Source organism: Sphingobium sp. TomTYG74 (assembly GCF_055393875.1).
The window spans coordinates 1,301,053-1,324,424 of sequence record NZ_AP027341.1; the positions used below are offsets into that span (position 1 = coordinate 1,301,053).

22 protein-coding genes and 1 tRNA gene are annotated in these 23,372 nt (G+C 63.1%); 5 read left to right on the forward strand and 18 right to left on the reverse strand.

Going from position 1 to position 23,372, the window contains the following annotated elements; translation table 11 throughout:
* Positions 1-6: 6 nt before the first annotated feature.
* The 3 genes from ACZ5TB_RS06600 to ACZ5TB_RS06610 all read right to left on the reverse strand — a co-directional run bounded on the left by ACZ5TB_RS06600 (position 7) and on the right by ACZ5TB_RS06610 (position 3,493).
* Entirely contained in the window at positions 7-555 is a 549-nt protein-coding gene (locus ACZ5TB_RS06600) for a TspO/MBR family protein (protein ID WP_464790596.1), read from the reverse strand.
* 179 nt (positions 556-734) lie between these two features.
* Positions 735-1,472: a TlyA family RNA methyltransferase gene (locus ACZ5TB_RS06605; protein WP_464790597.1), complete on the reverse strand. Its 738-nt coding sequence runs from the start codon at positions 1,470-1,472 to the stop codon at positions 735-737.
* Positions 1,472-3,493, reverse strand: a complete 2,022-nt coding sequence (locus tag ACZ5TB_RS06610; RefSeq protein WP_464790598.1) for a protein-disulfide reductase DsbD family protein — start codon at positions 3,491-3,493, stop codon at positions 1,472-1,474. The genes ACZ5TB_RS06605 and ACZ5TB_RS06610 overlap by 1 nt, the downstream gene beginning before the upstream one ends.
* Positions 3,494-3,571: 78 nt before the next feature.
* On the opposite strand from ACZ5TB_RS06610, the gene ACZ5TB_RS06615 reads away from it, so the two are divergent.
* Positions 3,572-5,218 (forward strand): alkaline phosphatase family protein, encoded by a 1,647-nt coding sequence (locus tag ACZ5TB_RS06615; RefSeq protein ID WP_464790599.1) that lies wholly within the window; start codon positions 3,572-3,574, stop codon positions 5,216-5,218.
* A 188-nt stretch (positions 5,219-5,406) separates the two neighbouring features.
* Here ACZ5TB_RS06615 and epsC read toward each other — a convergent pair whose 3' ends face one another.
* The 8 genes from epsC to ACZ5TB_RS06655 all read right to left on the reverse strand — a co-directional run bounded on the left by epsC (position 5,407) and on the right by ACZ5TB_RS06655 (position 13,372).
* Positions 5,407-6,417 carry a serine O-acetyltransferase EpsC gene (gene epsC / locus ACZ5TB_RS06620; protein WP_464790600.1) on the reverse strand — a complete coding sequence of 337 codons (1,011 nt, stop codon included), beginning with the start codon at positions 6,415-6,417 and terminating at the stop codon, positions 5,407-5,409.
* 110 nt (positions 6,418-6,527) lie between these two features.
* Positions 6,528-7,850, reverse strand: a complete 1,323-nt coding sequence (locus tag ACZ5TB_RS06625; RefSeq protein ID WP_464790601.1) for an ATP-binding protein — start codon at positions 7,848-7,850, stop codon at positions 6,528-6,530.
* Between the two features lie 8 nt (positions 7,851-7,858).
* Positions 7,859-8,569 carry a response regulator gene (locus ACZ5TB_RS06630; protein ID WP_196224106.1) on the reverse strand — a complete coding sequence of 237 codons (711 nt, stop codon included), beginning with the start codon at positions 8,567-8,569 and terminating at the stop codon, positions 7,859-7,861.
* Between the two features lie 194 nt (positions 8,570-8,763).
* Positions 8,764-9,615, reverse strand: a complete 852-nt coding sequence (locus ACZ5TB_RS06635; RefSeq protein WP_464790602.1) for a TorF family putative porin — start codon at positions 9,613-9,615, stop codon at positions 8,764-8,766.
* A 288-nt stretch (positions 9,616-9,903) separates the two neighbouring features.
* Complete coding sequence (locus ACZ5TB_RS06640; RefSeq protein ID WP_464779892.1) at positions 9,904-11,400, reverse strand: SulP family inorganic anion transporter; 1,497 nt, start codon at positions 11,398-11,400, stop codon at positions 9,904-9,906.
* A 3-nt stretch (positions 11,401-11,403) separates the two neighbouring features.
* On the reverse strand, positions 11,404-12,102 hold the full coding sequence (locus ACZ5TB_RS06645) for a carbonic anhydrase (RefSeq protein WP_196224108.1): 699 nt from the start codon (positions 12,100-12,102) through the stop codon (positions 11,404-11,406).
* A gap of 125 nt (positions 12,103-12,227) precedes the next feature.
* On the reverse strand, positions 12,228-12,938 hold the full coding sequence (locus ACZ5TB_RS06650; RefSeq protein WP_464790603.1) for a response regulator transcription factor: 711 nt from the start codon (positions 12,936-12,938) through the stop codon (positions 12,228-12,230).
* A complete protein-coding gene (locus ACZ5TB_RS06655; protein ID WP_464790604.1) occupies positions 12,935-13,372 on the reverse strand; it encodes a hypothetical protein in 438 nt (145 codons plus the stop codon). Before ACZ5TB_RS06655 ends, ACZ5TB_RS06650 begins: the two co-directional genes overlap by 4 nt.
* Positions 13,373-13,623: 251 nt before the next feature.
* On the opposite strand from ACZ5TB_RS06655, the gene ACZ5TB_RS06660 reads away from it, so the two are divergent.
* Both ACZ5TB_RS06660 and ACZ5TB_RS06665 read left to right on the forward strand, forming a co-directional pair.
* On the forward strand, positions 13,624-14,724 hold the full coding sequence (locus ACZ5TB_RS06660) for a glycosyltransferase family 4 protein (RefSeq protein ID WP_464790605.1): 1,101 nt from the start codon (positions 13,624-13,626) through the stop codon (positions 14,722-14,724).
* Positions 14,725-14,734: 10 nt separating this feature from the next.
* Positions 14,735-16,954 (forward strand): amylo-alpha-1,6-glucosidase, encoded by a 2,220-nt coding sequence (locus ACZ5TB_RS06665; RefSeq protein WP_464792504.1) that lies wholly within the window; start codon positions 14,735-14,737, stop codon positions 16,952-16,954.
* A 114-nt stretch (positions 16,955-17,068) separates the two neighbouring features.
* Here ACZ5TB_RS06665 and ACZ5TB_RS06670 read toward each other — a convergent pair.
* The 5 genes from ACZ5TB_RS06670 to ACZ5TB_RS06690 all read right to left on the reverse strand — a co-directional run bounded on the left by ACZ5TB_RS06670 (position 17,069) and on the right by ACZ5TB_RS06690 (position 19,537).
* A tRNA-Arg gene (locus tag ACZ5TB_RS06670) sits at positions 17,069-17,145 on the reverse strand.
* A gap of 34 nt (positions 17,146-17,179) precedes the next feature.
* On the reverse strand, positions 17,180-17,653 hold the full coding sequence (locus tag ACZ5TB_RS06675) for a DUF1178 family protein (RefSeq protein ID WP_464790606.1): 474 nt from the start codon (positions 17,651-17,653) through the stop codon (positions 17,180-17,182).
* Positions 17,650-18,480 carry a carbon-nitrogen hydrolase family protein gene (locus ACZ5TB_RS06680; RefSeq protein ID WP_464790607.1) on the reverse strand — a complete coding sequence of 277 codons (831 nt, stop codon included), beginning with the start codon at positions 18,478-18,480 and terminating at the stop codon, positions 17,650-17,652. Before ACZ5TB_RS06680 ends, ACZ5TB_RS06675 begins: the two co-directional genes overlap by 4 nt.
* A 5-nt stretch (positions 18,481-18,485) precedes the next feature.
* Positions 18,486-18,743 carry a glutaredoxin 3 gene (gene grxC / locus ACZ5TB_RS06685; RefSeq protein WP_464790608.1) on the reverse strand — a complete coding sequence of 86 codons (258 nt, stop codon included), beginning with the start codon at positions 18,741-18,743 and terminating at the stop codon, positions 18,486-18,488.
* A 44-nt stretch (positions 18,744-18,787) separates the two neighbouring features.
* Entirely contained in the window at positions 18,788-19,537 is a 750-nt protein-coding gene (locus tag ACZ5TB_RS06690; RefSeq protein ID WP_464790609.1) for a double zinc ribbon domain-containing protein, read from the reverse strand.
* Positions 19,538-19,581: 44 nt separating this feature from the next.
* Between ACZ5TB_RS06690 and ACZ5TB_RS06695 the strand changes: the two genes are divergently transcribed.
* Positions 19,582-20,430 carry a class I SAM-dependent methyltransferase gene (locus tag ACZ5TB_RS06695; protein ID WP_464790610.1) on the forward strand — a complete coding sequence of 283 codons (849 nt, stop codon included), beginning with the start codon at positions 19,582-19,584 and terminating at the stop codon, positions 20,428-20,430.
* A 122-nt stretch (positions 20,431-20,552) separates the two neighbouring features.
* Here ACZ5TB_RS06695 and ACZ5TB_RS06700 read toward each other — a convergent pair whose 3' ends face one another.
* Both ACZ5TB_RS06700 and ACZ5TB_RS06705 read right to left on the reverse strand, forming a co-directional pair.
* The gene (locus ACZ5TB_RS06700; RefSeq protein WP_464790611.1) at positions 20,553-21,521 is read right to left on the reverse strand and encodes an acylglycerol kinase family protein; all 969 of its coding nucleotides are present in this window, start codon (positions 21,519-21,521) and stop codon (positions 20,553-20,555) included.
* A 6-nt stretch (positions 21,522-21,527) separates the two neighbouring features.
* Positions 21,528-22,022, reverse strand: coding sequence for a DUF2141 domain-containing protein (locus tag ACZ5TB_RS06705; RefSeq protein ID WP_464790612.1), 495 nt, complete (start codon positions 22,020-22,022; stop codon positions 21,528-21,530).
* Between the two features lie 136 nt (positions 22,023-22,158).
* Here ACZ5TB_RS06705 and lptF point away from each other — a divergent pair, with 136 nt between their 5' ends.
* The gene (lptF, locus tag ACZ5TB_RS06710; RefSeq protein ID WP_464790613.1) at positions 22,159-23,370 is read left to right on the forward strand and encodes an LPS export ABC transporter permease LptF; all 1,212 of its coding nucleotides are present in this window, start codon (positions 22,159-22,161) and stop codon (positions 23,368-23,370) included.
* Positions 23,371-23,372: the final 2 nt, after the last annotated feature.

Consider the following 23,372-nt stretch of genomic DNA (forward strand, 5'->3'; position numbering starts at 1 on the left):
ATGATGTCATATCTGGGTCTTGAGCGCGGGCGCGACAAGGGTCTCAGCATCCGGGTTGAGGCGCCCGATCTCATAATTCAACGCCGATGCAAAGCCCAGCCACGCCAGATAAGGCAGCAGCAACAGCCCCGCGACGCGTCTGATGCGCCAGAACAGCCACGCAGTTACGGCCACGGCGACGAAAAGGACGATGATCAACCCAAGCGCATTATCGACCTGATGCGCGCGGAAGAAAAGCGGCGACCAGACGAGGTTGAGCGCCAGCTGGATCAGGAACAGGATGATGGCCACCGCCCTGCCCCGCGCTCCCCGCGCATGAATGACGATGGCCAGAGCAAGACCCATCAGGATGTAAAGGATCGTCCACGCAACGCCAAAAGCCCAGCCGGGCGGCATGAAGTCCGGCTTCACCAGCGCGTCAAACCAGCGGTTGCCATAGCCACTATTGGCCAGCTTGCCCGACAGGAAGCCCAGGAACACGATCGCCGGAACCGTGACCAGCGCCCAGCGCAGATAGGCCAAACGCAACTGACCGGGGGACGCGATTTCGTTCATCGTCGGCGCAGCTCCACTAATCCTCACTCGGCGGTTTCGGGCGAATCCTTCAGGGTCTTGTCAAGCCGCCAGTGAACGGTTTGCGGTGAAACACTTTATCCCGCAACCGCGAATAGAGGTTGAAGACCGGCATCTGTCACAAAATCAAACGCCTGCCTGACCATGAGCAAGCCCGCGCCTTAGCCGTCCAACCTCGCGCCGATCAGAAACTCGACATTGCCTTGGGGGCCGGTGATGGGGCTCGGCGTCACGCCCAGCACCGTCCATCCCTTCGCCGTCAGCCATTGGCTAACTTCCTCGCAAACGCGGGCATGGATTGCTGGATCGCGCACGACGCCGCCCTTTCCGACTTCTTCCCGTCCAGCCTCGAACTGCGGCTTGATGAGCGCAACGAGGTGCGCGCCCGGCCGGGCAAAGCTCAGGGGCCGGTCCAGCACCTTCGCCAGCGATATGAAGCTCGCGTCGCACACGATGATATCGACCGGCTCCGGGATATGGTCGGCGGTCAATATGCGCGCGCTCGTCTGTTCATGCACGACCACGCGCGGGTCGGATCGCAGCTTCCAGGCAAGCTGGTTCGTCCCGCTGTCCACCGCATAAACCCGCGCTGCGCCGTTGGTCAGCAGCACATCGGTAAAGCCGCCGGTCGAGCTTCCAACGTCGATCGCGACCATGCCGACCACATCCAGCGCGAAATGATCAATGCCGTGGGCCAGCTTTATGCCGCCACGCGACACCCAGGGATGATCGCGGCCCTTGACCTCCAGCGCGGCATCCTCCGCAACCTGCTGACCCGCCTTCTCGATCTTCCGATCGCCCAGAAAGACGAGACCTGCAAGGATGAGCGCCTGCGCGCGCGCCCTGCTCTCGGCCAGCCCGCGATCGACGAGCAACTGATCCGCGCGCAGCTTCGCCATCAGCGCACCAGCGCCGTCAGCGTGGACACCGTCAGCAACTGCGGCAGCACCTCAGCCGACTTTCCCGGAGCATACCAAAGGTAGAGCGGCACGCCCGATCGTCCCTGCGCTTCCAGAAAACGTGTGATGGCCGGGTCCGCACTCGTCCAGTCACCGACCATCACCGTCACCCCCGCCTTGGCAAAGGCCTCCCGCGTTTCGGCCCGATCAATGGCCGCAGCCTCATTGGCCTTGCAAGTCAGGCACCAGTCGGCGGTGAAATAGAGGAATACCGGCTTTCCAGCCGCGCGCAGCCCGGCAAGCCGCGCTTCGTCGAAAGCCACAAGGCCGTCCTGCGCCTGCGCAACACCAGCCGTCCGTGCAGGCAGCAGCAGCCCCCCCGCGCCGAGCAGAAGAACGGCACCCAGCATGACGATCAGCCCACCCCGCTTGCCGCGATGCTGACGCTCCCCCAGCCACCACAGTAGCAGCGCCAACAGCAACGCCGCCCCCAGACCAATCGTCATCCCCGGCACGCCGCGCTGCTGCCCGAGCAGCCAGCCCAGCCCTAGCACGGTCAGGAACATCGGGATCGACAATATTCGCTGGAAAGTCTCCATCCACGCTCCCGGCCGTGGCAAATGCCCCCGCAGCGTCGGCATATAGGCGAGCAACAGAAAGGGCAGCGCAAGCCCCAGGCCCAGCCCCGCAAAGACCGCAAGCGCCGCCGCGACCGGCAGCACCAACGCCGCCCCCATCGCCACCCCCATGAATGGCCCGGTGCAAGGCGTAGCGACGAAAGCGACCAGCGCGCCGGTCCAGAAGGAACCCGCAATGCCCTTCTTCCCCGCCAGCTTCTCACCACCTCCAAAGGCGCTCAGTTCAAACAACCCCGCAAGGTTGAAGGCGACCGCCGTGACCAGCAGCAGAAGCAGCAAGATAACGCGCGGGTCCTGCAACTGAAACGCCCAGCCCACGGCCACGCCCGCTGCCCGGATCGCCAGCAGCAGCCCGCCCAGCGCCAGACAGGTGAGGATGACGCCCGCGCCATAGGCCAGCGCCTCCCGCCGCACCGTTGCCTCATCACCCCCAGCGCGCGCCAGCTTGAGCGCCTTCAGCCCCAGGATCGGAAACACGCACGGCATGATATTGAGCAACAGCCCGCCCAATATCGCCCCACCAAGCGCGATAAACGCCGTGCGCAACAGGTCTGAACTCGCCCCCGAAACCACGCCCGGGCGAGCCGTCACCAGAAAGCCGACATGATCCCCGGTGCGCAGCACCGCCTGCACCGCATCTCCCTTGAACCCCTGCCCGGCCTCGGTTTCGATCAGCAGCCGGTCCCCCTGACGATGGACCGACTGAGGCGCGGCATAGCGAACCACACCCTCTTCCAGTGGAAAGAGATGCACGTCAGACGCCGCAGCTTCCCCCGGAAAAGGGATCGACATCCGCAGCTTGCCATCGGCAAGGGCATAACGCCCCTCACTCCCGAGCGGACGCGGCAAGCGCGCGCGCCAGCCATCGAACCGGGCCTGCGTCGCGGGCGCCATCGCGCCATCGCCCGCGACCAGATCCAGCGCGATATCGGCACTCTCGGGCACGCAAATCTTGTCGGTGCAGGCAAGCCATTCCGCCTTCCCACGGATCGGCAGGCGCGTACCCTTCGCCACATCGGGCGCAATCGTCACAGGCGCGAGAAGCGCATAAGGCCCTTCATAAACATGGTTCATGAGGCCAGAAATGAGCAGCGTCTCGGGCACCGGATAGCGCAAAGCCCCGATGCTCACACCTTTGGGCAGCACCCATTTCACGGTCATGCCCAGACCCGCATCACCCGGATTTTGCCAATAGCCATGCCAGCCAGCCTCTGGCGTCATGGCGAAGGCGATGCTGCTGGTCCGGCCCGGAGCAGGCGCGTCGCTTTCGGCGACCAACTGCGCGGCGATATGCGGCGCACCCGATCCGAATGCGCCCTGGGCGCTGGCAACAGGCGCGATAAACAGCGCCAGCGTCATCAGGAGGACATGGAAAATCCGCATCGGGCCTCTGTTCGTGTGGATCACAGCGGGCTAGGTCGGCATGGTTGCGCCGTCAAGGCACAGAAGGGATCGGAAAAGATGTTCAGGAAAACGCTTCATACCCTCCTGTTGCTGGCGCCCTTGCCCGCGCTGGCTCAGCCTGCCGCAAGTCCGGCTCCTTCCGATGCTCCGCCACGGCTGATCGTCGCGATCTCGGTCGATCAGTTTTCGGCTGATCTTTTCAGCGAATATCGCCCCTATTATAGCGGCGGCCTCAAGCGCCTGAGCGAAGGCGCCGTGTTCCCGCGTGGATATCAAAGCCACGCCGCCACCGAAACCTGCCCCGGCCACAGCACCATCCTGACCGGCAGCCGCCCGTCACGCACTGGCATTATCGCCAACAGCTGGATCGATCAGAGCGCTGCCCGGCCCGACAAGACAATCTACTGCGCGGAGGATGAGAAACAGCCCGACAGCAGCAGTTCCAAATATATCCCTTCCCCTGTCCATCTGCGCGTTCCCACGCTCGGCGAGCGCATGAAGGCAATCAATCCCGCCGTCCGCAATGTGGCAATCGCCGGAAAGGATCGCGCGGCCATCATGATGGGGGGCGCAAAGACGGATCAAGCATGGTGGCTGGGGTCAAAGGGCTATGTCAGCTATCCCGGCACGCCAACGCCGCCGCTGGTCGCACGGGTGAATGAAGTGTTCGCACAACGGCTGGCTGAGCCCAATCCCGGCTTTGATCTCCCCCCGCAATGCGCCGCCAAGGATTTTCCCGTAAGTGCGGGCTCGCGGGTTGTCGGCACCGGCCGCTTCGCAAGGCCCGCCGGTCAATTCGGCGCATTCCGTGCGTCGCCCGAGCAGGATGCCATGACCCTGGCGTTCGCCGCTGCCGCCATCGAAAGCATGGACCTTGGCAAGCAGCCTCAGACCGACCTCATTTCCATCGGCCTTTCGGCGACCGACCTCATCGGCCACGCCTATGGCACGGAAGGAACCGAAAGCTGCATCCAGATCGATCGGCTGGACCGCGAACTGGGCGCCTTCTTCGACCGGCTCGACAAGCAGGGCATTGATTATGTCGTCATGCTCACCGCAGATCATGGCGGCCACGATCTGCCGGAGCGCCATCAACAAAATGCGATGCCGATGGAACAGCGCGTCGATCCGGCGCTCATGCCCCGAACGCTTTCAGACGCAGTGGCCGCCCGCACCGGCGTAGGTGGCAAGGGACTGATCCAGGGCGACGGCCCGTCGGGCGACCTCTATTTCGACCGCAATCTTACCCGCGTCCAGCGCGCCAAGGTCGAAGCCGCCACACTCGCCCTGTTACGCGCGCATCCGCAGGTCGAAACCGTCTTTACCAAGGCGCAGATCGCCGCCGCGCCGTCTCCTTCAGGTCCGCCGGAAAGCTGGAGCCTGCTTCAGTTAGTCCGGGCCAGCTTCGATCCCGAACGCTCGGGCGACCTTGTCCTGCTGCTGAAACCGCGCGTGTCGCCCATCGCTAATCCTTCCTATGGTGCGGTCGCCACGCATGGCTCGCCCTGGGACACGGATCGGCGCGTTCCGATCCTCTTCTGGCGCAAAGGCATGCGGCATTTCGAACAGCCGCTCGGCGTCGAAGTGGCGGACATCATGCCGACGCTGGCGGCGCTCATTCATCTGCCCGTGCCCGGCAATGAGATAGATGGCAGGTGCCTCGATCTGCTGGCAGGCCAAGGCGACAGCTGCGCGGCGGATTAGAGCTTCGTGCCTTAATCAAAATCGTCCTCTGTTACCGTTCGCCCTGAGCTTGTCGAAGGGCCTTCCTTCCTTTTGGAAAGGGAAGGGCTTCGACAAGCTCAGCCCGAACGGGGTTGAGGGATTCAGATAAAAGGCAGGAAGCTCCAGCGCGCGTCTTGCGCCCAATTGAACGCAGCACGCTCTAACGGTCAGATATTCTCCGCGAAGCCGTCCCGTTCCGCGTCCATCAGGGAATGGACGCGGTGCGGGGCGGACACTTCGACCCGACTGGTGACCTCATATTGCGCCTTAGCCTGACGCACATTGCTGTTCGCCGGAACACTGTCGGTCAACCAGACATTGCCGCCGATCACTGACCGGCTGCCGATGATGATGCGGCCCAAAATGGTGGCGCCCGCGTAAATCACCACGTCATCCTCGATGATCGGATGCCGGGGAATCGCCTTGGCCAGCGCCCCCCTTTCATCGGCAGGAAAGCTGCGCGCGCCCAGCGTCACGCCCTGATACAGCCGTACCCTGTCACCCACTATGGCCGTCTCGCCGATGACAACGCCGGTGCCATGATCGACGAAGAAGCTGCGCCCGATCGTTGCCCCGGGATGAATGTCGATACCCGTACGCGAATGGGCAATTTCGGAGATGATGCGGGCGACCAGCGGCGCGCCCAGATCATAGAGGCGATGGGCGAGCCGATGATGGATGATCGCCAGCATCGATGGATAGCAGATCAGCACCTCATCCACGCTGCGCGCGGCGGGATCGCCCAGAAACGCCGCTTCCACATCGGAATCGAGCAACTCCCGCAAGCCCGGCAGGCTTTGGGCGAAATTGCCGATGATGCGCGCTGCTTCGCCATCGATATCGGCAGGCGGCCTGCCATGCATGATATAGAGAAGCTCAAGGCGTATCTGACCATAGAGGCGGCTGAGCGCCGTCTGCAACGTCTGCGCTACGAAAGCATCTTCATTATGGATGCGAATGAAGCTGGGACCAAGGCGCAACGGAAACAGCGCGCCGCATAGCGACGTCATGATCTTGGCAAGATTGGCCCGTGACGGAAAACCTTCCGCGCCATATTCGGCGTGATGCTGCTGCGCCGCGCGCCAGCCTGTACGAACCTTCCCAAGATCGCTCACCAGCCGATCCAGGTCCCAATAGCCTTCCAGAAGCTGATCTTCGCTTTCGCCTTCTGCGGTCATATGCGCCTCTTGTTCAACGGAAGCTGGCATAGACCGCCACCAGCCGATCCGGTAAACGAGTTTTGCTTGTCGCCGCGATGTTTCTTTTTAACCGGAAGCGTCGGCCCGTTTCAACGGATTGGACTGGCACCAGCCATATGCAGGCGGATTTCCACGCTCAACCCGCCTTCGGGCCGGTTTTTCAGAACCAGGCTCCCGCCTTCCTGCTCGACCGCCTTCGCCACGATCGCGAGCCCCAGCCCCAGGCCCCGCGTATGACGTCCCCGCGCTTCATCCAGCCTGAAAAAGGGCTTCAGCACCTCCTCCAGCTTGTCCTCCGGGATGCCCGGACCATCATCCTCCACCCGGATCACCACCTCGCCGTCGCGACGCTCGACACTGACATAAGCGCGCTGGCCATAATGGAGCGCGTTTTCGACCAGGTTTGTGACCGCGCGGCGCAGCTGGAGCGGACGGACATCCATTTCCAGATGATCCGGCCCCTCATAGCTGACATCGGCGCCCTGATCCTGAAAGCTATCGACCACCGTCGCGACCGTGACAGCCACGTCCGCGCGGACAGGTGGCTCGCCATTCTTCTCCCCGCCCAGGAACGCCAGCAGCGATTCGATCATCGCCCCCATTTCCTCAAGGTCACCGGCCATCGCATCGCGCGCTTCCGCATCGGGGATGCCCTCCAGCCGGAGCTGCAAGCGCGCCAGAGGCGTGCGCAAGTCATGCCCGACGGCCGCCAGCGTTTCGGTACGCTCGGTGATCAGCCGATGGATACGCGTCTGCATCGCATTGAACGCGCGGATCAGGTCCCGCACATCGCTGGTCCCGCTTTCCGCCACCACGACCTCATCGCTCAGGCCGATATGCTCGGTCGCCTTGGTAAGATCCTTGAGCGGCGCCAGCGTCCGTCGGATCAGCATGGCCCCCGCCACCATCAGCGCCACAAGCGGAATGAGCGCCAGCCCCATCCTGCCGATGGTAAAGGTCCACTGCCCGCCACTATGCCGCATACCGAAATAGAGCCAACTGCGATCAGGTAGCTGCAAACCGCCATTGATCTGCGACACCCGCCCCCCGGGCGATGCGAGCCGCAGCCACAGTCTCGACTGTTCCAGGCTTGGTTCCCAGGCGATGATCTGGCGCCGCATCCGCTGCAATTCCGGCGCCAGCGTTGGCGGCGGTGGTGACGCAGGAGTCCAATGGACATCATAGCGATCGGTGGTTAGCTGGATCGCCATTGCGTGCCGATCGGCCGGTTCCTGCTCGGTCACGAGCTTGCGCGCGATTACCAAATGCTCGGCCAACCGCCGCGCCTCGTCATCCTGCAAGGACAGATGACCAGCCCGCTCGTAGATCAGCGTACCGACCGCAAATTCCAGTGTGAGCGCCAGCAGCAGGATTGCCAGCAGCCGTCCGACCAGACCTAGCGACCGGCTCATATGCAAACTCAAGCCCGGCTGACTTCCGCGTTGAACATATAACCCACACCGCGCACCGTCGTGATCGGCGCCGCCGCGCCTTGCGTCGACAGCTTGCGCCGCAACCGGCTGACCAGCACATCGATGCTGCGGTCGGAGCTATCCCCCATCCGGGTGCGCGACAATTCGATCAGCCGCTCGCGCGCGATGACCCGCTGCGGATGGCTGAGGAAGGAGCCGAGCAGATCGAACTCCGCGCCCGTCAGGTCCACGATCGCGCCGGTGGGGGAACGCAGTTCCCGGCGCGGGAAGTTGACCACCCAGCCGTCGAACCGCGCCTCATTCTCGCGATGTTCGTCCGGCCCCCGCTCCACGCCCACGCGGCGTAGGATAGCCCGTATCCGCGCGATCAGTTCGCGCGTGCCAAACGGTTTGGGCAGATAATCGTCCGCGCCAAGTTCCAGGCCCACGATCCGATCGGTCTCGCTGCCCTTCGCGCTGATGAAGATGATCGGGACGTCGCTCTTGCGCCGGATCTGGCGGCACAGGTCGATGCCGTTGGTGCCCGGCAGCATGACGTCCAGCACGACCAGATCAACCGGCCCGGCGTCAAAGGCGACCCACATTTCCGGCCCCGAAGAGGCCGGACGCACCTGATAGCCATGTTCCTGAAGAGCGCGCGCGGTCAGCGTGCGCAGCGGCGGATCGTCCTCGACAAGTATGATCGTGGGGGCAGTCATGCCGGAAATGTTGCGCAACTAAAACGGCTCATAGCGCCTGAAGTAGGGGCGGCTTCCAGCAGGGTCAACCGGACGTTACATTGGAAACCCTTGGAAACAGGTTCAGCAATGATTTGTCATGCAAGGGACAATTTCGCCCCCATGACGAGCAAGAATGCCATGCCGGGCCTCGTGAAAGGCCCGGCATGATTTCATCAGAAAGCGGCCGAAACCGAGAAGACCACCTGGCTGCGGGCGATCGACTTGCCGAAATTGTCGCCGTCCTGAACCATGAAGTTCGGGCGGATGTAGGTTTCTTCCGAACGCTTGATGTCGGTATCGACATAGGCGACGCCCAGCGTCAGCGGCGTGCCGGGGATCGCGACGTCCGCGCCGACCAGCCAGTCGAGATACTTGCCCGTGGGCGCGATCGACGTGCCATTGGGGCCAAGGCCGGGGTTGCCGTCCGAATAGCCCAGATGCGCCTTCAGCGTAACCGGCGTGCCCGGCACTGCGCCGCTCACGTCACCCCAGATGTACAGATTGTCATCCTTGTCGCCCGGATCGGCAACCGTGCATGCCGCGTCGCTGCACCAGTTGCCCAGCGCCTGCTGCTTGGGCGCATAGGCGACGCCCAGCAGACCCTTGACCGGACCAAGCTGGCTCGAAAGCTTCACATAAGGCTCAGCGAAGTCGGTCTTGTCCGCGCCCGACGGATACATGTACCAGGTCAGGCCGACGTCCAGCGTCGCGCTGCCCAGCGGGATGGCATAGCCTGCGAACAGGTCCAGTTCCATGTTCGAACCACCGAACTGACCCCAGCCAGCAAGGTTCGAAGCCCAGGCACCGGCATAGGCGCCGCTTTCGTGAGTGGCAGTGATGCCGCCCTGAACGGCCAGACCCTTGTCGCTCTGCGACACGCCACGGAAACGGTAATCGGAAACCAGCGCGACGCTGCCTGAAACGGTAACGGGACCTTCAGCTTCTTCCTGAGCGAAGGCCGGAGCGCTCGACAACAGGGCAAGAGCCGCACAGGCCATCTGCAACTTAGCGATTTTCATGAACATTCCCCTTTTTCGGTAAGAATGTTCCATCCTGCGTCCGCTCTGGCCCAAAGGTCTGAATGCCCCGGATCCCGGCGGATTGACATCAGGCTAAGGCGCGCCCGGATGAAGGGGAATGGACTTTTACCGCAAGTGCGAAGGTGACATTCAGGCCGTGCCCTCAAAGGCACGGTTATTTGCTGATCGCGTTCCAATTGTGTCTATTTGATTTCTCACGCACATCCATACATGAAAAAGCCGCCGCACCCTGGAAGTGGTGCGGCGGCTAACGACGCCTGATGGGGGTGAGGTTCAGGCGGCGAGGTTACGCAGGCGTCCGGTTGCACCCGCCAGTTCGACGCTGGCTCCGGTGCCACGGCGGCGATCCATCCATTCCCGCACCATCTCGGCGCAGGTATGGTCGATATGGAGCAGCCGCTCGACGTTCAGGATGACTGGACGTTCGGCGGGAACCGACTCCAGCTTTGCCGACAATTTGGGAAGTGTCAGGAATGTGGCCGTGCCATGCAGTGCCAATTCATGCGCGTCATCCCGCCGGTCCTCATCCATGCCCAGGCGCAGACGGCGCGCATGGGGCAGCAGCTCAAGCAGCGACAGACCAATACCCACCAGCACGCCCGTCAGCAGATCCATCGTGACCACCATGATCAGCGTAACCGCCCACACCACGGCGGGCAGCGGGCCATAACGGTGAAGCAGGTGCTTCACATGGTCCAGGCTGACCAATCGAACGCCGGTCACGACCAGGATGCCCGCCAGTGCCGCCATCGGAATTTCACGCAGCAACCAGGGCAGCAGCGCGACGAAGCCGAGTATCCAGATGCCGTGCAGGACAGCGGACATGCGGGTCTTGGCGCCAGCCTGGACGTTGGCGGAACTGCGGACGATAACGCCGGTCATCGGCAAAGCGCCCGCAACGCCGCACAGCAGATTGCCTACGCCCTGCGCGCTCAATTCGCGATTATAGTTGGTCCGCACGCCATCATGCATCCGGTCCACCGCAGCGGCCGACAGCAATGTTTCAGCGCTGGCGATGAACGCGATCGCAATTGCCGTGGTGATGACCGTCGGGTTCATCAACTGCTGGAACAGCCCCTCGCCCGGCAATGTCACCGCCGCGACGATCGATTCCGGCACTACGACGCGCGCCACCGGCAGACTGAACAGAAACGCCACCAGCGTGGCCAGAACCACGCCGACAAGGGCGCCGGGCAGCAGCTTCATCGACGCGGGGCGGATTTTTTCCCAACCCAACATGCCGCCGATGGTGACAAGACCCACGGCAAAGGCGGTCGCTGCGTCCTGATTGCTCAACCCGAAAAGCTGGCCCGGCATCGCCACCAGATTCGCAAGGCCGCTGGAAAGCGGCTTATCATCAAACAGGACGTGGAACTGCCCCACGACGATAAGCACACCGATGCCTGCGAGCATACCGTGGACGACGGCGGGCGAAATGGCACGAAACCAGCCCCCGACCCTCATCAATCCGGCAATGACCTGAATCGCGCCGGCAAGGATCAGGATCGGTCCGAGCGCAGACAGCCCCTGCTCGCGAACGATTTCAAAGACGATGACGGCAAGGCCTGCCGCCGGGCCACTGACCTGCAAGGGAGAACCGGCCAACAGGCCGACGACGATGCCGCCGATGATGCCGGTGATCAGTCCCTTTTCCGGCGGCACGCCGGAGGCGACCGCGATGCCCATGCAGAGGGGCATCGCCACCAGGAACACGACGATGGATGCGGTGAAGTCGCGGCTAAACGTGCCGCCGGAAAGAGCCTTCAGCATGGGTTACTCCGCGGCCATTGCGATGCTGGTTTCACCAGCAAGGCGCCGCGCCTGCGCCTGTGCGACAGGAAGCGGATCGCCTTCGCGCATGGGCACGAACCGGCCGGTTTCCCCGTCGAGCCCCAGAACCTGGCCCGCATGAATATCGACATACCAACCGTGCAACGCGATTTCCCCGCGCGCCACGCCCGCCGCCACCGACGGATGGGTGCGCAGGTGGTTCAACTGCACCACGACATTTTCCAGCGCCATGTTGCGCAGCTTTTCCGCGTCGCTCAGATCGGACGGGTAATTTTCACGGCACACCTTCTGCGCGGCATGCGAGTGACGCAGCCATGCGGCAACATTGGGCATCGACGTCAGGTCGGCGTCGGTCGCAAGCGCCTTCATCGCGCCGCAATCGCTGTGCCCGCACACGATGATGTCGCGTACGCCCAGAACCATGACCGCATATTCCACCGTCGCGGTGACGCCGCCCAGCTGGCTGGCATGCGGGGGCACGATGTTGCCCGCGTTGCGGCATACGAACAGGTCGCCCGGATCAGCCTGCATGATATGTTCCGGCACGATGCGGGAGTCAGCGCAGGAAATCATCAGCGCCTTGGGGCTCTGTCCGTGATTGGCAAGCTGGTTGTAAAGCGTGCTCTTGTCCGGAAAGACCTTGCTTTCGAAACTGAAGACGCGACCGATAAGCTCGTTCATGGCTTCTATCCTTCATCTTGATTGCCGATCAGGGGGCGGATCGGCGCAATTTGAAGGATAGGCATGCGCTTTTGCTGCGTCGCAGCGGTTTTGTTAAATAGTGTGTCTGACTGGATTTTCTGTCATCACTGCCTCTCGACAGCAGCGCTCAGCATATATCCCGCCCCCCGAACGGTGACGATCGGCGCGGCTCTGCCACCAACGCTCAGCTTCCGCCGGACGCGGCTAACCAGCACGTCGATGCTGCGATCGGATGATGGCGCGTCGCGCACACCGGCCAATTCCATGAGCCTGGCGCGCGGAATGACCGTCTGCGGATTTTCCAGCATGACCTGGAGCAGTGCGAATTCGGCGGCGGTAAGATCGATCGGCTGGTCACCCTCGTCCTTCACTTCACGCCGCGCGAAATCGACCTGCCACCCGTCGAACCGAGCCAGCGTGCTGGCGCGCAGGCCGATCAACCGCTCCTTTTTGCTGCGACGCAGCACCGCGCGGAGCCTTGCGGCCAGTTCCCGGTTCGAATAGGGTTTGACCATATAATCGTCGGCACCCAGTTCCAGTCCGACGACCCGGTCAACCTCGCTTCCGCCTGCGCCAACCAGGATGATCGGCACGTCGCTCCGCTCCCGGACGTCACGGCAAAGGTCCATGCCATCGGGGCCGCGCAGCGCTGCATCCAGCACCAGCGCACCGACGGGCGCGGTCTTGATCGCGTTCCATATGTCCGATGCCGACGCCGCAGGCAGCGCGCGAAAGCCGCTCTGCTCCAGATACTCGCGCACCTGCTGGCGCTGTTCGGGCTTTTCCTCGGCAATCAGGATCAGCGGTGGACTCATCCGCCCTTCACTGACAGGCTGCGAAGGCCATCAAGCTCACCCTGGATAACCGCACTGTCGCCTTGCGCCGCCGCCAGCGCCTCGCCAGCGCGCGCCTGAGCGTAGCGCCCGATCTCCGCGTCGATCTGACCCTGCGCGCTTGCACAGCTGCCGGCGTAGCTACCCGATAGCGGGGTGAAGCGATGGATGGCCTTCCCCATTGCTGCAATCGCATTGCCCTCTGCCGTCACCGAGCGGTTCACGCCCAGTTCGGCCTGCCAACGACAAACGGGCGTGGCCGGACGGGTGGCGAAGCGCGGTTCGACCTGCTGGACATGAACCGTCGACACCGTTTCGTAGCTCGTCCGATAGGCTGTGGACGCATGGCTGATGTCCGCGCTGTGGACCGGAGCGACGACGGCCATGACGGCAGCGGAAGCGAAGATGGAAAGCATGCGAAGAAACTCCTTGGCGTAGGAAGCACTCGCCAAGGCATAGGCGGGGCAAATGTCTCTGAAATTTTCCGAATGTGACAAATTGTTGCTGCGCGCGCGGAAACGCTTCGGCGCGGCAAAACATTTTTACGCGCCAAAATCCCTCATCGTTTGATCGGCGCATGCAACCCGCCCGGCGCTCAGGCTTTTAACCCTCGTCAACGGCCTTCCGCGCCTTTGGCGCCTTCATGGCCAATGATGAGGATTGCTGAATGAAAATCGCTCAAATCGCTCCCTTGGCCGAAAGCGTGCCGCCAAAGCTGTACGGCGGAACCGAGCGCATCGTTTCCTACCTTACCGAAGCGTTGGTCGATCAGGGACATGACGTAACGTTGTTTGCCAGCGGCGATTCCGTCACGCGCGCGGAACTGGTGCCCGTCACTGACATGGCGCTTCGCCTCAATCCCCATGTTCGCGACGCGATTCCCTATCACATGATGCTGCTGGAAGCGGTGCGCCAGCGCGCCCATGAGTTCGATGCGCTGCATTTCCACATCGACCTCGTCCACATGCCACTGGTGCAGGACATCGTCGGCCGATGCGTCACGACGCTGCACGGCCGTCTGGACCTGCCGGACCTGCGCCCTTTCTACCAAACCTTCCGCGATCACAGCCTGGTTTCCATTTCCGACCACCAACGGCTGCCTATGCCGCCCGTGAACTGGGCGGGCACCGTCTATCACGGCCTTCCCGCTGACCTGCTGCCGCCGAAAATCGACAGCGATGACGGCTATCTCGCATTCCTCGGACGGATATCGCCGGAAAAGCGGCCCGACCGCGCCATCCGCATAGCCGCCCGTTCCGGGAGGCCGCTCAAGATCGCCGCCAAGATCGACAATGTGGACAAGGGATATTGGGAGGCGGAGATCGCGCCGCTTATAAACCTTCATCCCAACATTCATTTCGTCGGCGAAATCAACGAAGCACAGAAGGCCGACTTCCTGGGCGGCGCCAGCGCCCTTCTGTTCCCGATCGACTGGCCCGAACCATTTGGCCTAGTGATGATCGAGGCAATGGCCTGCGCGACCCCCGTCATCGCCTTCCGCTGCGGATCGGTTCCCGAGATTATCGACCACGGCGTGTCGGGCTTCATCGTCGATACGGAAGATCAGGCCGTCGAAGCCGTTTCACGGCTCGGCGAACTCGACCGCCGGGGGGTACGCGCCGCCTTTGACGCACGTTTCACGGCAGACCGGATGGCGGCCGACTATGTCTCGCTTTATCATGGCCTGCCCGGCGCGCGCACCGATGCCGCGCGGCTTCGCCGCGAGCGCGGCGATGAAGCAGAGCTTCACCTTCAGGTCGTCGGATAAGGAGAGTCCCATGACGGCGAGCCAGTTGCAGCCAGAAGCCTTGGCCACGGAACCGGCAAAGTCCCTGTCCCAGCAGCAGACCCAGTTCTTCATCCCGGCCACCGCTTCGCTCCACGAACGGCGTCCGCGAACGCTGAAGCATGGCGACAGCTTTGCGGTCTTCGATCATAGCGGCGATGCGATCGCAGGACCGGGTAGCCCCGAAGGGCTCTACCACCGCGACACCCGGCACCTGTCGCACCTCTATATGACGGTCAATGGACTCCGTCCCATATTGCTGAGTTCCGCACTGCGCGACGACAACGCCATGCTGACATGCGACCTCACAAATCCGGATTTTTCGGGCGACGATGGCAGGGTCGCGGTGGAACATGACCTCATTCACCTGCGCCGCACAAGGTTCCTGTGGGACTCCGCCATCCACGAGCGGATCACGATCCGCAACTTCGATACCGAGGCCCGAACGGTGAAGGTGAACATGAGCTTCGCTGCCGATTTTGCCGATCTTTTCGAAATTCGCGGCATGACGCGCTTGCGCAAGGGAGTGATGAAGCCCCCTGTCGTGGGAAGCGCCGACATTCTCCTCGTCTATGAAGGCCGCGACGCCAAGACCCGCGAAACCCATCTCTGCTTTGATCCGGCGCCTCAAGAACTAACCGAAAGCCACGCCATGTTCGAGGTCATGGTCCCGCCCGGCGAACGGCGCACCCTGTACATGCGCGTTGCGTGCGAGCGGGCGGAATTGACGCAGGAACCCTTCTCACGCCAGTTCCTCAAAACCCTTCGCGAATCCATGAAGTCGCTGAAACAGGCAAGGGCACGCGGTGCGACCGTTCGGTCATCAAATGCTCTGTTCGATGAGGTTACGCGAAGGTCCGTTGCGGATATCACCATGCTGTCCACGGACACCGAATTTGGCCCCTATCCCTATGCGGGCATCCCCTGGTTCAGCACCGTGTTCGGCCGCGACGCCATCATCACCGCGCTGGAAACGCTTTGGTATGATCCCGCGATCAGCCGGGGCGTACTCGGCTATCTGGCCAAGCATCAGGCCACCGCGTTCGACCCAGCCGCAGACGCGGAGCCGGGGAAAATCCTGCACGAGGTCCGCCATGGTGAAATGGCGGAACTGGGCGAAGTGCCGTTCCGCCATTATTATGGCAGCATCGATTCAACGCCGTTGTTCATCATGCTGGCTGGCGCCTATCTGGAACGAACGGGCGACCGGCCCTTCATCACCAGCCTGCTGCCGCATCTGGATGCAGCCCTCGAATGGATCGATCAGCATGGCGACCGCGATGGCGACGGCTTCGTGGAATATGGGCGGCTCACCGATCAGGGCCTGACCAATCAGGGCTGGAAGGACAGCCATGACTCGATCTTCCACGAAGATGGTTCGATCGCGCGCGGCCCCATCGCGCTCGCGGAGGTTCAGGCCTATGTCTACGGCGCCTGGAGAGCCGCAGAAGGCATCCACAGGGCGATCGACAATCCTCAACGTGCGGCGGACTACGGACTACGCGCCGACCGTTTGCGCGACCATTTCGATGCCGCCTTCTTCGACCCCCAACTCGGCACCTATGTGCTGGCGCTGGATGGAGAAAAGAAGCCTTGCCGCGTTCGTTCCTCCAATGCCGGACATGTGCTGTTTACCGGCCTCGCGCGGGAAGAGCGCGTGGAATCGGTGGTGCGCACACTGATGGCGCCAGCCTCCTTTTCCGGCTGGGGCGTCCGCACCATCGCATCGACGGAAGCGCGCTACAATCCGATGAGCTATCATAACGGCTCGATCTGGCCGCATGACAATGCCCTCATCGCGGCAGGCTTCTCCCGCTACGGCTACAAGCGCGAGGCTGCACAGATATTCGAAGGGCTCTTCGCGGCCGCCACCTATGTGGATCTCATGCGCCTACCGGAACTCTTTTGCGGATTTCCCCGCCGACGTGCGCAAGGGCCGACCTTCTATCCCGTGGCCTGTAGCCCCCAGGCATGGTCCGCCGCCGCTCCTTTGTCATTGATCCAGTCAAGCCTTGGGATCGGCTTCGATGTGGCAGGCCCTGAAATCTCCCTGCGCGAGCCAGCCCTGCCGCGATTCCTCGACGAGCTGCGGCTTTACGGCCTGCGCATTGGCGAAGCATCGATTGACATCGCCTTTGACCGGATGGGTGACAAGGTCGTGGTAAAGCCGCTCGACCGAACAGGCTCGGCGCGGGTGGTGACGATAGCTTGAGGCTTTTGCCTGGCTACTTCGCGTCACCCAAGGCCTTGAAAAAGGTGGTGCGGCTGAGCGGAGCGAAGTCGAACCCGCGCGATGGGTTGGTGGGCGGCATCGCGCAAACAAATGTGGTGCACCCGACGGGATTCGAACCCATGGCCCTCAGATTAGGAATCTGATGCTCTATCCTGCTGAGCTACGGGTGCCCGGTGACGGCTCTATGCTGCGTCGCAGGCGCGGTCAATTCTTCGCTTCGGGCGGCACGACCGGAAACAGCAACGGAGCAACCTCCACACCTTCCGATATCAGCGCGCGCGCTTCGTCGGGCGCCACTTCACCGTGGATGCTGGCCCGTTCCTTCTCACCATAATGCATGGCACGGGCGTGTTCGGCAAAGCCCCTGCCGACCCAGGTCGAATCTTCCAGAACCTTTGACTGCGCCTGGGCCAGCGCCTGCATCATCTCGCGCATACGGACTTCGTCGCCTGCCATGGCGACCGGCGCGGTCGAGGTGGCAACTGGTGCATCGCCTTTGCGGCTGTTCCCTTTGGCGGCAACAGCGGGCGCCATCAATGCCTTCGAAACCTCCGCATCGCCGCACATGGGGCAGGCCAGCAGGCCGCGAGCGACCTGATCCTCATAGTCCGCGCTTGATCCGAACCAGGCTTCGAACACATGGCCATGGGCACCGCATTTGAGGTCAAAAACAATCACGAAATGGTCACGTCCGCTGGAAGGTTACGTCGGTTGGCGATTGCAGGCACGCGCCCGCGCACTTCCTCTACGCGCGACAGGTCGATCTCGGCAAGGGCTAGTCCCGGCTCCTCTCCCATGTCGAGCAAAACCTCACCCCAGGGATCGATTACCAGACTATGGCCGTAGGTTTCCCGCCCATCCTCATGGCGGCCGGTCTGCGCAGCCGCGATCACGAAACATCCAGCTTCGATCGCACGGGCGCGCAGCAGGACGTGCCAGTGCGCCTGCCCGGTTGGCACGGTGAACGCGGCAGGCATCAGCAACATCGTGGCGCCCGCATTGGTAAGAGCGCGATACAGGTCGGGAAAGCGCATGTCGTAACACACCGACAATCCGATCCTTGCCCAAGGCGTATCGACCGCCACCACCTCTTCCCCCGGCCGATAGACCGACGATTCCCGCCAGCTTTCCCCGGTCGCGAGATCGACATCGAACAGATGGATTTTGTCGTAGCGCGCCCGAATGCCACCCTTGTCATCGATCATGAAGCTGCGGTTGACCCAACGGCCATCGCCACCTTCTTCCTTGAGCGGCAAGGAACCAAGATGCACCCACAACCCATGCCGCGCCGCCGCCTCGCGAACCGCATCCAGCACCGGATCATCGGCCTCGCTCCGCAGGGTATCCGCAGCGCGCGTGCGGCTGCGATCCAGATATCCCGCCATTTCCGGCGTAAACAGCATGTCCGCGCCCTGTTCGGCCGCGCGCCTCGCCATCTCGACGATGGCGGCTGCGTTCGCGGCGGGATCGATCCCGCTCGTCATCTGGAAGATCGCGGCCCGCATGGCGCTTACAGCCCTAGCAGCGGGTTCAGCTTGCCCTGACGATCCAGCGCCGCCATGTCGTCGCTGCCGCCAATATGCCTGCCATCGATGAATATCTGCGGCACCGTGGTCCCGCCATTGGCGCGATCCAGCATTTCGCCGCGCTTCGGGCCGCCCATCGTGATGTCATATTCTTCAAAGGCCACGCCCTTGCCCTCCAGCAGCGCCTTTGCCCGCGCGCAATATCCGCACCATGCCTTCGTGTAGATTTCGACCTTCGCCATCTAATACTCCTTGCGCGCTGAAATTGTGGCTGAACGGCGCTTTGTCAATCAGTCCCTTCCGCGCCTTCCCGCAAAGCCCGCGCCCAGCACAACAGATGAACGCTGGACGCACCGCCGCGTTTCAGCGCCCGCGCGCAAGCAGCCGCGGTCGCGCCGCTGGTATGAACATCGTCGATCAGCAGCACTGCCTTGCCCTTGACGCCATGATCCTTAGCCAGTGCAAAGGCGCCCGCGACAGCCTTGGTCCACTGCCGCGCATGCATGCCCCTTAGCGGCTGCGTCGCACGGACGCGAAGCAGCGCATGCTTGTCCACCGCCAGCCCCGAAGCCCTGCCAAGATGATCCGCGATCAGCGCCGCCTGATTGAAGCCCCGCCACCACAGCCGCCAGCGATGCAGCGGCACCGGCACGATCAATGGCGGCGCATCAAACGCAGGCAGGCGCCTTGCCATATGCCGCGCGATCAACCGCGCCAGGCCAATACGCCGTCCATATTTCAGCCGCAGCGCCACTGTCCGCGCGACATCGCCATAGGCCAGCACCGCCCGCGCGCTGTCGAATGCCGGCGGATCGGCAAGGCAGGCGCCGCATGCCGCGTCCCCGCCGCGATCATGTTCGAACGGCACGCCACATCGCGCGCAGCAAGGCTCGCCCAGAAAGCGCATCCTGCTCCAGCATGGGAGGCAAAAGGCATCGTCGGCCTCAACGATCATGCCACATCCGGGACAACGCGGCGGCAGCGCATAATCCAGCGCCGGGCGAACGGCGCCCTTGAGAAGAGAGGCAAGGTGCATGATCGCCCTTGTTCCCGCTCCGGCACCGATGCACAAGGCCCGCCATGACCCAGCCCGACATCTTCGACCGCACATTGCGCGCCAGGCGGCGGGACCGGATGATGCCGCGCTTTGCCGAGCATGACTTTCTCTATCGCGCGATGCTGGACGAATTGCTCGACCGGCTCGCCGATGTGCAGCGGGACTTGCCTGACGTTCTCGTCATCGGCTGCCCGGACGGCAGCGCCCGCGCCGCGCTCGAAGCCCTGGGGAAGTCGGTAATATACACCGACCCCGGCTTCGCAGCCGCGAGCGCTCAAGGCGGGGTGCAGGCGGAAGAAGATGCACTTCCTTTCGCCGACGACAGTTTCGACCTGATCATCGCTTGCGGCACACTGGACAGCGTGAACGACCTGCCCGGCGCGCTCATCCTCATGCGGCGCATACTGCGTTCCGACGGCCTGCTGCTCGCCGCCTTCACCGGCGCGGGGACCCTGCCCCGCCTGCGCGCTGCCCTGATGGCCGGAGAAGGCGATCGCCCCGCCCAGCACATCCATCCGCAAGTCGATGTGCGCGCGGCAGGCGACCTGCTGAGCCGAGCCGGTTTCGCCATGCCAGTGGCGGACAGCGAGACGCTGACCGTACGCTATGGGGACATATTACGCCTGATGCAGGACCTGCGCGGCATGGGAGCGGGCAATGTGCTTGCGTCCCATCCCCCAGCCCTGCGCCGCGACGCACTGATCGAAGCAAGCCAGCACTTCGCCGCCGCCGCCGATCCCGACGGCCGCACTGCCGAAGACATGGCGATCCTGTATCTCAGCGGCTGGAAGCCCGACCCCAGCCAGGCCAAGCCAGCCCGGCGAGGCAGCGCAACCGTGTCGCTCGCGGAGGCCCTCAAGCGGAAGGAATAGCCCCCCCCCAACCGCGTTCGCCCTGAGCCTGCGAGCCGAAGGCCGACGAAGCCAACGGCTCTCCTTCTTTTAGAAAGGAGAAGGGCTTCGACAAGCTCAGCCCGAACGGAGGAAGGGGTGTTCTAAGCCGCCAACCGCAGGAAAGGCACCGGCTCCGTCGATCGCAGCACAATCGGCTTGCCCTCCGAAGCCTCAAACAGCTCACCGTCCAGGATGACGCTGCTACGTTCACCCTCGATACGAATGATATCCCCCTGCTCCAGATGCACGCCCTGCACCTGCGCCTTGCCGACACGCCGGGTGATGCTCGCCCACGCCAGCCGCAAAAGCGCGGCCAGGCTCTGGTCCACCGCCATCAGCTTCATGTTCCCGCGACGGCTGTCCCCCGCCTGCACGCCCAGCAGCAGCCGGTCGAGCGTCGTCACGATCAGCACGGCAAAGCGCCCCGCCAACTGCCCTTCCCGGATCAGCGAGATGCGCACCGGATGGCTGGATTGCGGCAGGAACCGCGCGCGAATGCCGAAAACCAACGAGACCAGCACCGCTATCACCGTCAGGAAATGGCTAAGCCCATTGGACAGGCCAAGCGGATAAATCTGGTTACGGCAGTAAAGCATGTAATCGGCAAGCCCCGCGCCGCCCAGGAACATGCCCAGCACCGGCCGCGATTCCGCCCCTCCGTCGGACAGGGCGATCAACTCACGCGCCACGACATGATCGTCCACGCCCGCCTTGGCGATCTGGACGATCCGCTCCAGCGCCTTGATCGGATCGCCATGGATGCCAAGGTCGAGCGCGATCAAATTCGTCTTGCCATTGGGCAGCACCGCGATCGGCGGCACGCGCCCCTTGAAATGCTCGCCCTGATACAATTCCGTCAGCGCCGCCTGTACCGTCCCATCGCCACCATTGATGACGATCACGACCGGATCGACGCGCGCGATAGTCTGCAACGCGCGGCCGATCTGATCGACATGCTCCACCTCATAATGGAAGATGTCGGGATTGCTGGCGCAATAACTGCGCACGCGCGGAAGCGTCTGCCGGTTGCCCGTCGACTTGGGATTGGACAGAAGCGCGACCCGAACCATCGGAACTCACATATATTGAAGTTTAATGGTGATCCGCGTCACACCCGGACCCACCTTCACCGCAGCCTTTTCGACCGACGGCTTGCCCAGGTTAAAGATGCTGATCGACGGATTGTTGGAAAAACCACCGCCGTCGCGCGAAATGCTCGTCTTGCCATTGCCGTCCCGGTCGTGCCGGACTGCAATCGCATATCTACCCGGTTCGGGCACCGGCACACAGAAGCGCATGCCTCCATTGCTCGGACGAACCACAGTGTCGATCCGGTTCAGCCATGCGCCCTTCGCCAGCCAGGCATTTTTGGTGGCGGGATAGGATTGGACGCGCACCTTGCCCGTCGCCGCCGCAAAACCCCGGACGTCGACCAGCACCGCAGGACCCTTCGCGGACGGACCACAACGATCCAGCTCGTTCCCGATTTCCTGTCCGTGAGCCAAGGCCGGAATAGAGGCAAACACCGCCCCAGCCGACAAAAGGCCCATCGCAACTTTGAACATGACCATCCAACTCCGTGAAGCTATAGCCGCCCGATCAAACCGGACGGCGAGCCCCTGTTCGCCCCCGCGAACTTCATTTCCGTGACTCTGCTATGGGCGGGGTTTGCGGCCAAATCATGGTGATGGGACGACCACATAGAGAATGCTGACCGCCACCGACCGATATCTCGCCCGTCTGATCGCCTTGCCGATGCTCGGCACGCTGGTCATTTCCGCGATGCTGCTGGTGCTCGACAAGATGCTCAGCCTGTTCGACTTCGTGGCGGCGGAAGGTGGCCCGGTGAGCGTCGTGTGGCGCATGCTCGCCAATATGATGCCCGAATATCTGTCACTCGGCATTCCGATCGGCCTGATGCTGGGCATATTGCTGGCGTTCCGTAAGCTGGCCCTGTCATCGGAACTGGACGTCATGCGCGGCGTCGGCCTGTCCTACGGCCGCCTGCTGCGTGTCCCCTATATGTACGCGATCGCGCTCGCGCTCCTCAATTTCGGCATCGTCGGCTTCGTTCAGCCCCTGTCCCGCCACGCCTATGAAGCGCTCCGCTTCGAACTGCGCTCGGGCGCTCTGGGCGCGTCGATCAAAGTGGGCGAATTCACCAGCCTGGGCAAGCGCATGACCCTGCGCATCGAACGCAGCCTGGATGAGGGCCGCAATCTTCAGGGCATCTTCGTGCGCGCCATTGGAAAGGATGGCCAGACCGTCGCCGTCACCGCTGCACAGGGCAGCTTCCTGGCAACGGACGATCCAGACACCATCATCTTCCGCCTGCGCGATGGCGTGCTGGTCAATGACGCGCCCAAATATAAGTCGCCCCGTATCCTTTCCTTCTCCAGCCACGATCTGCCGATCGACCTGCCGCAGATAGAGCGTTTCCGTGGCCGCAGCGTGGACCGGGAAAAGACCATTCCCGAACTTGCCGTCATGGGCCATGACCCCGCGACGCCGGAAAAGCTGCGCAACGAAATCCGCGCCAACTTCCACTTCCGCCTGGTGGAGGTGGCGATGATGATGCTGCTGCCGCTCGCCGCGCTTGCCTTCGCCATCCCACCCAAGCGATCGACGTCGGCGCTGGGCGTCTTCCTCTCGATCGTCTTCATCGTGACCTATCACAAGATCAACGAATATGGCCAAGGCGTCGGCGCATTGGGCAAAGTCGATCCAATCATAGCGCTCTGGACGCCATTCCTGCTGACGGCCGGACTGATCATGTGGATGTATCACGTCGTGGCGCACCGCCCCGGCGGCCAGCCGATCGGCGCCCTCGAATATGCCTTTGCAAAGCTCGGCAAGCAGATCGCGAAACTGCTTCGCTTCGGGCGAAAGCGGGTGGCCACCGCGCAGGGAGCAGCCTGACC

Coding starts and splice junctions, on each gene's coding strand:
- ACZ5TB_RS06600 (WP_464790596.1), bottom strand. CDS start 555: ATGAACGAAATCGCGTCCCCCGGTCAGTTGCGTTTGGCCTATCTGCGC.
- ACZ5TB_RS06605 (WP_464790597.1), bottom strand. CDS start 1,472: ATGGCGAAGCTGCGCGCGGATCAGTTGCTCGTCGATCGCGGGCTGGCC.
- ACZ5TB_RS06610 (WP_464790598.1), bottom strand. CDS start 3,493: ATGCGGATTTTCCATGTCCTCCTGATGACGCTGGCGCTGTTTATCGCG.
- ACZ5TB_RS06615 (WP_464790599.1), top strand. CDS start 3,572: ATGTTCAGGAAAACGCTTCATACCCTCCTGTTGCTGGCGCCCTTGCCC.
- epsC (WP_464790600.1), bottom strand. CDS start 6,417: ATGACCGCAGAAGGCGAAAGCGAAGATCAGCTTCTGGAAGGCTATTGG.
- ACZ5TB_RS06625 (WP_464790601.1), bottom strand. CDS start 7,850: ATGAGCCGGTCGCTAGGTCTGGTCGGACGGCTGCTGGCAATCCTGCTG.
- ACZ5TB_RS06630 (WP_196224106.1), bottom strand. CDS start 8,569: ATGACTGCCCCCACGATCATACTTGTCGAGGACGATCCGCCGCTGCGC.
- ACZ5TB_RS06635 (WP_464790602.1), bottom strand. CDS start 9,615: ATGTTCATGAAAATCGCTAAGTTGCAGATGGCCTGTGCGGCTCTTGCC.
- ACZ5TB_RS06640 (WP_464779892.1), bottom strand. CDS start 11,400: ATGCTGAAGGCTCTTTCCGGCGGCACGTTTAGCCGCGACTTCACCGCA.
- ACZ5TB_RS06645 (WP_196224108.1), bottom strand. CDS start 12,102: ATGAACGAGCTTATCGGTCGCGTCTTCAGTTTCGAAAGCAAGGTCTTT.
- ACZ5TB_RS06650 (WP_464790603.1), bottom strand. CDS start 12,938: ATGAGTCCACCGCTGATCCTGATTGCCGAGGAAAAGCCCGAACAGCGC.
- ACZ5TB_RS06655 (WP_464790604.1), bottom strand. CDS start 13,372: ATGCTTTCCATCTTCGCTTCCGCTGCCGTCATGGCCGTCGTCGCTCCG.
- ACZ5TB_RS06660 (WP_464790605.1), top strand. CDS start 13,624: ATGAAAATCGCTCAAATCGCTCCCTTGGCCGAAAGCGTGCCGCCAAAG.
- ACZ5TB_RS06665 (WP_464792504.1), top strand. CDS start 14,735: ATGACGGCGAGCCAGTTGCAGCCAGAAGCCTTGGCCACGGAACCGGCA.
- ACZ5TB_RS06680 (WP_464790607.1), bottom strand. CDS start 18,480: ATGCGGGCCGCGATCTTCCAGATGACGAGCGGGATCGATCCCGCCGCG.
- grxC (WP_464790608.1), bottom strand. CDS start 18,743: ATGGCGAAGGTCGAAATCTACACGAAGGCATGGTGCGGATATTGCGCG.
- ACZ5TB_RS06690 (WP_464790609.1), bottom strand. CDS start 19,537: ATGCACCTTGCCTCTCTTCTCAAGGGCGCCGTTCGCCCGGCGCTGGAT.
- ACZ5TB_RS06695 (WP_464790610.1), top strand. CDS start 19,582: ATGACCCAGCCCGACATCTTCGACCGCACATTGCGCGCCAGGCGGCGG.
- ACZ5TB_RS06700 (WP_464790611.1), bottom strand. CDS start 21,521: ATGGTTCGGGTCGCGCTTCTGTCCAATCCCAAGTCGACGGGCAACCGG.
- ACZ5TB_RS06705 (WP_464790612.1), bottom strand. CDS start 22,022: ATGGTCATGTTCAAAGTTGCGATGGGCCTTTTGTCGGCTGGGGCGGTG.
- lptF (WP_464790613.1), top strand. CDS start 22,159: ATGCTGACCGCCACCGACCGATATCTCGCCCGTCTGATCGCCTTGCCG.